The organism is Variovorax sp. P4_D9 (assembly GCF_056401695.1).
This window is the reverse complement of sequence record NZ_JBFUIU010000388.1, coordinates 1-8,414: the sequence shown is the minus strand read 5'-3', so window position 1 is coordinate 8,414 and position 8,414 is coordinate 1. Positions and strand designations below refer to the sequence as shown.

The window sequence follows — 8,414 nt, the reverse complement described above, 5'->3', positions numbered from 1 at the left end:
CGATCGGAGCAAAGACTCCCAAAGGCCTCGAGATCCGATTCCGTTGCACAGAACCTGTGCGTGCGCCCATCTCCGTGCCTTTCCTGTATACGACGAAGCGGGTGTCCTGTCGGTGCGCTGGAGCACCGACAGGCGGAGTCATGGCGCACGCTGATGTCGGTCGCGCACAAAAGCAGGCGCACGCGAAGCGGAGGGCCCGCACTCAGGCCAGGCTGAGCGCAGGCGTCTTCTGTGTTTGCGCGGCAGCGCCCGAGGCAGGGCGCTTTGCGGATGAGGTTGTCATCACCAACGCCTCGCCGTCGATCACCACGGTCTCTCTGACTGTGCAGATGGTTTCAAGCATCACGTGGCGCCGAATGGGGTCTACCGATTTGACGCTGACACTTGCGTGCACCGTTTCGCCAATGTGCACCGGCGCACGGAAATTGAGCAATTGGCTGAGATAGATCGTGCCGGGTCCGGGAAGGTGGTTGGCCACTGCGGCCGATATCACGCTGGCTGTAAGGAAGCCGTGCGCAATGCGGCCGCCGAAGCGCGTCGTCGCCGCGAACTCCTCGTTCACATGCAGGGCGTTGTTGTCACCCGAGACGCCAGCAAACAGGACGATGTCGGCCTCGGTGATGGTTTTCGAGAAGGTCGCGCGCATGCCCACCTTCAGGTCTTCGACGTCGTAGCCGTTCATTTCGTTCATGTTGTCCCCAAGCTAAAACTGGGCATCAGTCAGACCCAGCGTCGTGGACGCCCCATGCAGGACCGTGTCTCGCAATGCGCCGGCCCCGGTCAACACGTGCATCGCATAGTGGTGCGCCGTGATTCGCTTGGCGTTCAGGAAATCGGCATCGGCGTCGCCGCGTGCCAACCGCAGCGTGGCGACTTGCGCGGCGCGCGCTGTCAACCAGCCGGCAATCACCGTGCCACAGAGCCGCAGATACGGCACTGCCCCGGCCGCCGCGTCGCGCGACGAAGCGGCTAGCAACCAGTCACTGGCTTCGGTGAGTGCACGCAACCCATTGCCGCCCGCATGGGAAACGCCCGCAAGCACCGCGTCATCGGCTGCGCCCGTAGCTCGAAGCGATTCGACGTCGGCTTGCATCGTCGCGATCAGCTCCTTCATCGCTGCGCCGCCATCGCGCGTCAGCTTGCGCCCGAGTAGGTCGTTGGCCTGGATGCCCGTCGTTCCCTCGTAGATGGTGGTGATTCGCGCATCGCGCATGTGCTGGGAAGCGCCGGTCTCTTCGATGAATCCCATGCCGCCGTGGATCTGCACGCCGTCCGAAGTAATGCCAAGCGCGTTATCGGTGCACCAGCCCTTGACAATGGGGATCAGCAGGTCTACGAGCGTCTGGGCCTTTTGCCGCGTTGAAGGGTCTTCGTGGCCGTGTGCGCGGTCCATCTGGCCGGCCGTGTAGTAGGCCAGCGCGCGCATCGCTTCGACACGCGCCTTCATGTCCATCAGCATGCGGCGCACGTCCGGGTGGCCGATGATGGTCGCGCTGGGTACGCCTTCGCGCCCCAGCGTCTTGCCCTGCACGCGATCGAGCGCGAACTGTCGGGCCTTCTGGTAGGCACGGTCGGAGATGGCGACGCCTTCAAGGCCCACGTTCAGCCGCGCGTGATTCATCATCGTGAACATGCACGCGAGTCCCTTGTTCGGCTCGCCCACAAGCCAGCCGATCGCGCCCGGCCCCTCTCCGAAAGACATCACCGCGGTGGCGCTGCCGTGAATGCCGATCTTGTGTTCGATCGAGGCGCACACGAGGTCGTTGCGCTCGCCAAGCGATCCGTTGGCATTGACAAGGAACTTGGGGCAGACAAACAACGAGATGCCCTTCACGCCCGGGGGTGCATCGGGCAGGCGCGCCAGCACGAGGTGGATGATGTTCTCGGCCATGTCGTGCTCGCCCCAGGTAATGAAGATCTTCGTGCCGCTGATGCGGTAGTGGTCTCCATCCGGGATGGCCTTGGTGCGAATGGCCGCGAGGTCGGAGCCGGCCTGCGGCTCGGTGATGTTCATGGTGCCGGTCCAGCGGCCTTCGATCATCGCCGGCAGGTAATGCTGCCTCAGTGCCTCGCTGCCGTGATGGGTGATGGCCTCCACGGCGCCGAGCGTGAGCATCTGGCACAGCGAGAACGCCATGTTCGACGCCTTCCACATCTCGAGCACCGCGGTCGACACCAGGGTGGGCATGCCTTGGCCGCCGAACTCGGTGCCCGACGGCATGCCGTTCCATCCGCTTTCGCAAAAGCCGGTGTACGCGTGCCTGAATCCGTCGGCGGTGGTCACGACGCCGTTGTTCCATCGGCAGCCCTGGGTGTCGCCCCGGGCATTGAGGGGCGCCAGCACGTCGCTCGCGAATCGCGACGCCTCCTCGAGGATGGCCTCGACCAGGTCGCCGGTGACTTCTTCGTTGCCGACCTGGGCGAGCACTGCGTCCAGGCCGCCGTGCTCTTTCATGGCAAACAGCATCTCGTGCAGTGGGGGTGAATAGAAGTTCATGACAGCACTTACTCGATGGCTGCAGCCGAATGCAACTGCTCGCGCAACACGAACTTCTGAATCTTGCCAGTGGAGGTCTTTGGCAACTCGCCGAAGATAACCTGCTTGGGAACCTTGAATCGCGCCATTTCCGCGCGGCAATGTGCGATGATTTCCGCCTCCGTCGCAGTGGCCCCGACGCGCAGTTCAACGAAGGCCGCGGCCACCTCGCCCCATTTCTCATCCGGCTTGGCGACGACGGCCGCCGCGAGCACCGAGGGATGGCGATACAACACCTCCTCGACCTCGACACTGGAGATGTTCTCGCCGCCGGAGATGATCACGTCCTTGCTGCGATCCTTGATCTTGACGTAGCCATCGGACTGCGTCACCCCCAGGTCGCCCGTGTGGAACCAGCCGCCTGCAAACGCCTCCTGCGTGGCCTGCGCGTTCTTCAGGTAGCCCTTCATCACCAGGTTGCCACGGAAGAAGATCTCGCCGATCGTCTCCCCGTCGGCCGGGACCGGCTCCATCGTGTCGGGGGTGAGCACGACGATGGCCTCCTGCATCGGATAGGCCACGCCCTGGCGCGCGTTCAGGCGGGCGCGTTCGCCAACCGGGAGCGCAGCCCACTCTGCCTGCTGGGCGCATACCGCCGCCGGCCCGTAGACCTCGGTCAGCCCGTAGACATGGGTGATCGCGATGCCCATCTGTTCGCAGCCTTCGATGATGGCGGCGGGCGGCGCCGATCCGGCGATTAGGCCCTTGACAGCRTGGCCGATGCCCGCTCGCTGCGCTTCGGGCGCGTTGATCAGCATGCCGTAAACGATGGGCGCACCGCACAGGTGGGTAACCCGGTGCTCGCGGATCAGGTCGAAGACCACCGCCGGCTCGAACTTGCGCAAACAAACACTGGCGCCGGACTGCAGGGCTAGGGTCCACGGGAAGCACCAGCCGTTGCAATGGAACATCGGCAGCGTCCAGAGGTAGACGGGGTGGCGTGGCATCTCCCAAGTCACGACATTTGAAACAGCATTGAGGTAGGCGCCGCGGTGATGCGTCACCACCCCCTTGGGGTTGCCCGTGGTGCCAGAGGTGTAATTCAGGGCGATGGCATTCCACTCGTCGGAAGGCAGCTTCCAGCGAAAATTGGGGTCGCCATGCGAGAGGAAAGACTCGTAGGAAACGTCACCGAGCGATTTGCCGGCCGGTGCATCGTCGTCGTCGACCTCGACCACGAATGGCCTCCTGTCGCCGACCATCGCGAGTGCTTTCTCGATCACGCCGGCGAACTCGCGGTCGGTCAGAAGAACCTTGGCATCACCGTGTTGCAGCATGAAGGCGATGGCCTCCGCATCAAGCCGGGTGTTGAGCGTGTTGAGCACGGCGCCCGTCATCGGCACGCCGAAATGGGCCTCGAACATGGCGGGCACGTTGGGAAGCATGACAGCGATGGTGTCGCCGGCGACCACGCCACGTTGCACCAGCGCGCTGGCGAACCGGCGACAGCGCGCATACGTGTCGCGCCAATTTTGTCGTCGCGATCCGTAGACGAGCGCGACATGCCCAGGGTAGACGCCGGCTGATCGCTCAATGAAGCTGAGGGGCGACAAGGCCACGAAGTTGGCCTCGTTCTTGTCCAGGCCGAATTCGTAGGGGTGGGTTCTTGTCATGGTGTTGTCCGTTCTTGTGTCGCCGCCGCTTCTGGCGGCTCGCCGTACCAACATAGGCGCTCCAGGTGGGTTGGTCTGTGCGCTGGCGCGCATCGGGACAGGTGCGCGTAGTGCGCGACTACAGCGTGTTCGCTTGCAGGGGAGCACCGAAGTACTGCTACTGCGCCAATGTCCGTGTCCCGACACCGCCGAGCGCGCAGGAAGCAGCGGCTTCAGCAGCAGCCAGCGGCACGACACCACGGGCGGCAGACGGCGCATCGAGGCCGGGTAGCCGATCCATGAATGACCGCATTCGTCTCGATGGGCTATTGCCGTCGAACGGTCTCAGCCGTGAGGCGAAAGTGTGCCGCCAAGTAGACGGGCCAAGCGCCCTTCGCCTGGTTCGGCCTTTTGAGGCCGCTCCGACGCCAGCGGTTCGAGGATCACTTGTTGAGCTTCCCGGGCGATGCTCTCGAACAACGCCCACCGCCCGCGAGCAGTGATTTCAATATCAACCGCAGGATCCTGCCGTGCACAGTTGTCGCAATCGATACGGACGGCCGGAATGAAGGCCTTGACGTAGCCCGCGGCGTCAAGCTTTCGAAGCAGGTCGATGCGAGCCCTGTCGACAACGGTCAGTGGGAGTTGCTCTTGTGCGAGCATCCTCAATAGATTAATGCTCATCACTTCATCTCCTGCGCCGGATTCAACTGCTCCGGTTCCCCGAGTGGCGCTTGCCTGAACACAATTCGATCACAGTTGCAGCATCGAACTGACGAGCGGCGCGGACCAGGCGACGGAGCCTTTGAACTCGGAGCGGAAGGCGCTTTTGACAACAAGGGGCCGCTGGTGGGCAGATCTGAGACGTCTAAAGAGATCGCAGTCTTGTATCGGGAATAACCTGCGAAATGACGCGCTCGCGCCGGTCCGAAACTCAGCCGCTCGGCACCAAGCCGGGCGGAGAGCCGGCTCAGCGCTTCTGACCAGGTTGCTGCTGTGTGCCTTGGCCGGGCTGTTGGCCAGTCTGTTGCTTACCTGGGTCTTGTTGTTGCTGCCCTGGGCTGCTCGGGCTGCTTTGACCCGGCTGTTGCTTTCCCGGATCTTGCTGCTGCTGGCCGGGGTTGTTGGGCTGATTGCCCGTCTGATTCGGGTTGTTCGGACCTGATTGGTTTGCCATGTAAATGCCTCTTGAGTCATCGGAGCACTGGCGCTCCGGTCTCAAGCTAGGCCCGCCCCCGTCGCGAACCGGTAGTCACGCATCCAGTCGAACCGTAGGACAAATTCCTGGATCCGCGAAGCAGCAAGGGGAAAAAGACTTGCTTGGTTTCGACCATCGAAACACCAAGCTCTTGGTTCCCGCGGGCGTTGCCGTCTTCCCAGTTGAACCCCGTCACGCTGCGCAGGTCATTCATGAATTGTTCATTGCCGTCATGTACATCCTGCTTCCCCAGCCGCAGTCGGCGCGGCACGCCAGACCGTATACACGTGGAAAGCTCGGCTGGAGGAAGGCGGCATCTGTTGAAGTCAGCTAAAGCCGCTAGCCAGGTCAGCGAAATGCGCTAGCCGCTCAACGAAATCTGCTAGCGCGCCTGGGGAAGGTCCCGTCGCGCAGTTCTCGTTCCTGGCGACTCACCAGTGCAAGCAGCTTATCGAGGTTCTTGCAGGCGAGCACCCCACCGGCCCGCAACGTCTGGAACTCGTTCCCGTGAAACGGGCAGGCCGACAAGTTCTGCTCGAGCCACTCTCGCCGCCAGATCGGCGCTGCGACGTCCAGGGGATTCACGAACACACACCGCGCGCAATAGCGGAAGTGCTTCCTTGGTCCCTCCCAGGGCGGCGGAACCCGAATGTCTTTGACTCTGTCTCTACTGATCCTGGTCAGCGCCGCAAGGCGGTCTACCGTGTGTTGCGGCAACTCCGGCATCAGCAGCCACCCTTGTCCGTCCGCTGTCTGCAAGTCGAGTTCGCACGTCGCCGCGAACGCCTGCACGGACATTCTGTAGCTCGCCGCAATGCGGCCAATCCATCCACCCAACACCTCGGCGTCGAACGGTCTGGGTGCGAACGGCAGCGGGCGGTGCTCACTGATCAGCGAGTGCGACATGTTCCAGATGAGCAAGCGTGATCTGTTCCGAGCCATCGGGGACCGCGAGTGCCGCGGCTTCATTGAGCAGCCGTGAGATCTCGCCCGTCAGGCCGCCGCTCGCCACCAGGTTGAACTGAGCAATGGGGCGTTGCATCAGGTCCGAAGGCTTGCGCAACGGGAGCACCCGCTCGAAGGCGCCCAACAGCCGTCGAAGATCATCGCTCTCGCGCCACCGCGGAATCTCGAACGGCGTGAAGCGGCTGATCATCTGGGGATCCGAGGCCAACGCCAGCGGCGCGTCGGCGGTGCCGACCACCACGATACTGAACTTCAGGTCATTCGCCAGGAACTTGAGCAAGTTCAACGAGGCCCGCTGCTCGCGGTAGTTTCCGGCAAGAAGGTGGTGAACTTCATCGACGATCAGCATGCGCGGAGCGATGCGACGAAGGAGTTCTCGGGCCAGCCGTTCGAGTACCGAGAGGCTCGCGGAAGCGCTGTGTGGCGCACCAAGCTCGAACAGCAGGGCAGAGTAGAACCGATGCTGATCCGGTGTCGCGGGCATCTGCATCCCGACAACATCACGCCGCTCCACGCCCTTGACTTCATCAAATCTGTCGGGATGCTCTCGCTGGAACTTGGCCACGATCAGCGTCTTGCCGATGTTGGAGTCGCCGTGCAGCACCATGCAGGGCATCCGCGCCCTCGGCGGCATTTCGAGCAGCCCCTCGAGTCTCAAAAGCGCCTGGCTTGCCCTGGGGTAGTCGATCCATCGGTCACGCCTCAGCGATCGGATCCTTGCAGCAGCGTCCAGCATGCTTCGGCGCGCGTGGACGCTTGCAGGTGACCGAGGATCGCGGTGCTCACGGTATCACCAGACTTCTACATTGAACGGCTTGAGCGTCTTGCTGTAGTCGACCTCTGCCTGCGCGTCGACTTCCGTCGGCGGCGCCCAAGGGGGAGGGCGCGACTTGGGCTTCCAGTGTGGGGTCTCCCGACGTTGCAGCCGGGTGTCCGATCGCGCCTTCACGATGATTTGCCGTTGCGCTTCGATTGCCCTGAAGATGGATCCTTCGGACACAGGCTGTTTTTCGCCGCGCAGGACGCGGCACATCGCCCGCTGCTCCCACAGCGAGATGGCAGGGCGCCGAAGGTCGGCGTACCGGGCCTCGAGGTACTGTCTTCCGTTGGTCGACACGAAGATGCGCGACAGGTCTTCCGGGTGATAGCGCACGAGCACCTTTTTTCGCTCCACACGCCACGCCGTAAAGATCGGATGCCAGTACCGAATATGGAAGATCGTCACGCCGTCCCCCTGAACCGTACGATGGGTCAATGGCATGAAATGAACCAGCCAGTTCCACGCTTCCTCTGGACCAGGGCTTAGTTGGCGAGGCTGTTGCACCTCTGCCAACGTTTGCCACGCGTTGGCGGGAGTGGCCCCCATGAGCCCGCGGTGCTCGCTGTGGTGGTAGCGCATGGCGATCTCGACGGCCAACCAGCGCTCGAACTCCTTGAGGGTCAGCGCGGCGTTCTCCTCCGGCTTGCGCGCCTTGCGGCCCTTGGCCGAATTGCCGGTGGCGCCCGGCAATCCTTTCAGGCGCTGCATCAGCGTACGGTTCAGACGTTCAATGTGACCGCCGAAATGCGGCCGCCCGACTGGGCGGTACATGAGGTCGATGCCGTACTGCGCACAGCCGGCTCTCAGCGCCTTGCTCTTGAACTCGGCGGCGTTGTCCAGGTGAAGAATTTTGGGTATCCCCTGCATCGGCCACGCTGCATCCACGCCGAGCGCCTTGAGCCACGGTGCTTTGGGCAGCGCAATGCGACTGAGCAACAGGGCGACCGTTCCGGCATTCGGGCGTTCCATGCCAACGTAGCACCCAACCACGCAGCGCGAAGCGATGTCGATCGCCAGCGTCAGCCAGGGGCGGCCGATGGAGCGCCGGAACCAGGGGTCTACCACGAAGGCATCGGCTTGCGTGTGGTCGATCTGCACGATGTCAAGCAGCGACTCTGCATTGAAGTTGCCAGGCGCCTTCTGGGCGCTGGGATCTTTTGCGAGCAGGGCCGCTTGCTCTTCCCGATAGACTGCCCAACGGTCAGCGACGGTGTTCCTGGAAGGTGGCGTAACCTTGGCAGCTTTGCACTGTCGCCCGATCTCCCTGCACAGGTCGAGCAGCGGGTGCGCCAGTTCCCGCTG

7 protein-coding genes are annotated in these 8,414 nt (G+C 63.2%); all 7 read right to left on the bottom strand.

The features are described 5' to 3' along the window. Window positions 1-202: 202 nt before the first annotated feature. Window positions 203-691: a MaoC family dehydratase gene (locus tag AC1DY5_RS32120; RefSeq protein ID WP_478118060.1), complete on the bottom strand. Its 489-nt coding sequence runs from the start codon at window positions 689-691 to the stop codon at window positions 203-205. 12 nt (window positions 692-703) lie between these two features. After that, a complete protein-coding gene (locus AC1DY5_RS32115) occupies window positions 704-2,497 on the bottom strand; it encodes an acyl-CoA dehydrogenase (RefSeq protein ID WP_478118058.1) in 1,794 nt (597 codons plus the stop codon). Between the two features lie 8 nt (window positions 2,498-2,505). Continuing rightward, window positions 2,506-4,149 carry an acyl-CoA synthetase gene (locus AC1DY5_RS32110; protein WP_478118056.1) on the bottom strand — a complete coding sequence of 548 codons (1,644 nt, stop codon included), beginning with the start codon at window positions 4,147-4,149 and terminating at the stop codon, window positions 2,506-2,508. A 324-nt stretch (window positions 4,150-4,473) separates the two neighbouring features. Continuing rightward, window positions 4,474-4,812, bottom strand: coding sequence for a hypothetical protein (locus AC1DY5_RS32105; RefSeq protein WP_478118055.1), 339 nt, complete (start codon window positions 4,810-4,812; stop codon window positions 4,474-4,476). Window positions 4,813-5,695: 883 nt separating this feature from the next. Beyond that, entirely contained in the window at window positions 5,696-6,247 is a 552-nt protein-coding gene (locus AC1DY5_RS32100; RefSeq protein ID WP_478118053.1) for a TniQ family protein, read from the bottom strand. Then, window positions 6,210-7,028: a TniB family NTP-binding protein gene (locus tag AC1DY5_RS32095; RefSeq protein ID WP_478118051.1), complete on the bottom strand. Its 819-nt coding sequence runs from the start codon at window positions 7,026-7,028 to the stop codon at window positions 6,210-6,212. The genes AC1DY5_RS32100 and AC1DY5_RS32095 overlap by 38 nt, the downstream gene beginning before the upstream one ends. Before the next feature lie 54 nt (window positions 7,029-7,082). Then, on the bottom strand, window positions 7,083-8,414 hold a 1,332-nt coding region (locus AC1DY5_RS32090), incomplete at its 5' end, for a Mu transposase C-terminal domain-containing protein (protein WP_478118049.1).

Coding starts and splice junctions, on each gene's coding strand:
- AC1DY5_RS32115 (WP_478118058.1), bottom strand. CDS start 2,497: ATGAACTTCTATTCACCCCCACTGCACGAGATGCTGTTTGCCATGAAA.
- AC1DY5_RS32120 (WP_478118060.1), bottom strand. CDS start 691: ATGAACGAAATGAACGGCTACGACGTCGAAGACCTGAAGGTGGGCATG.
- AC1DY5_RS32095 (WP_478118051.1), bottom strand. CDS start 7,028: ATGCTGGACGCTGCTGCAAGGATCCGATCGCTGAGGCGTGACCGATGG.
- AC1DY5_RS32105 (WP_478118055.1), bottom strand. CDS start 4,812: ATGAGCATTAATCTATTGAGGATGCTCGCACAAGAGCAACTCCCACTG.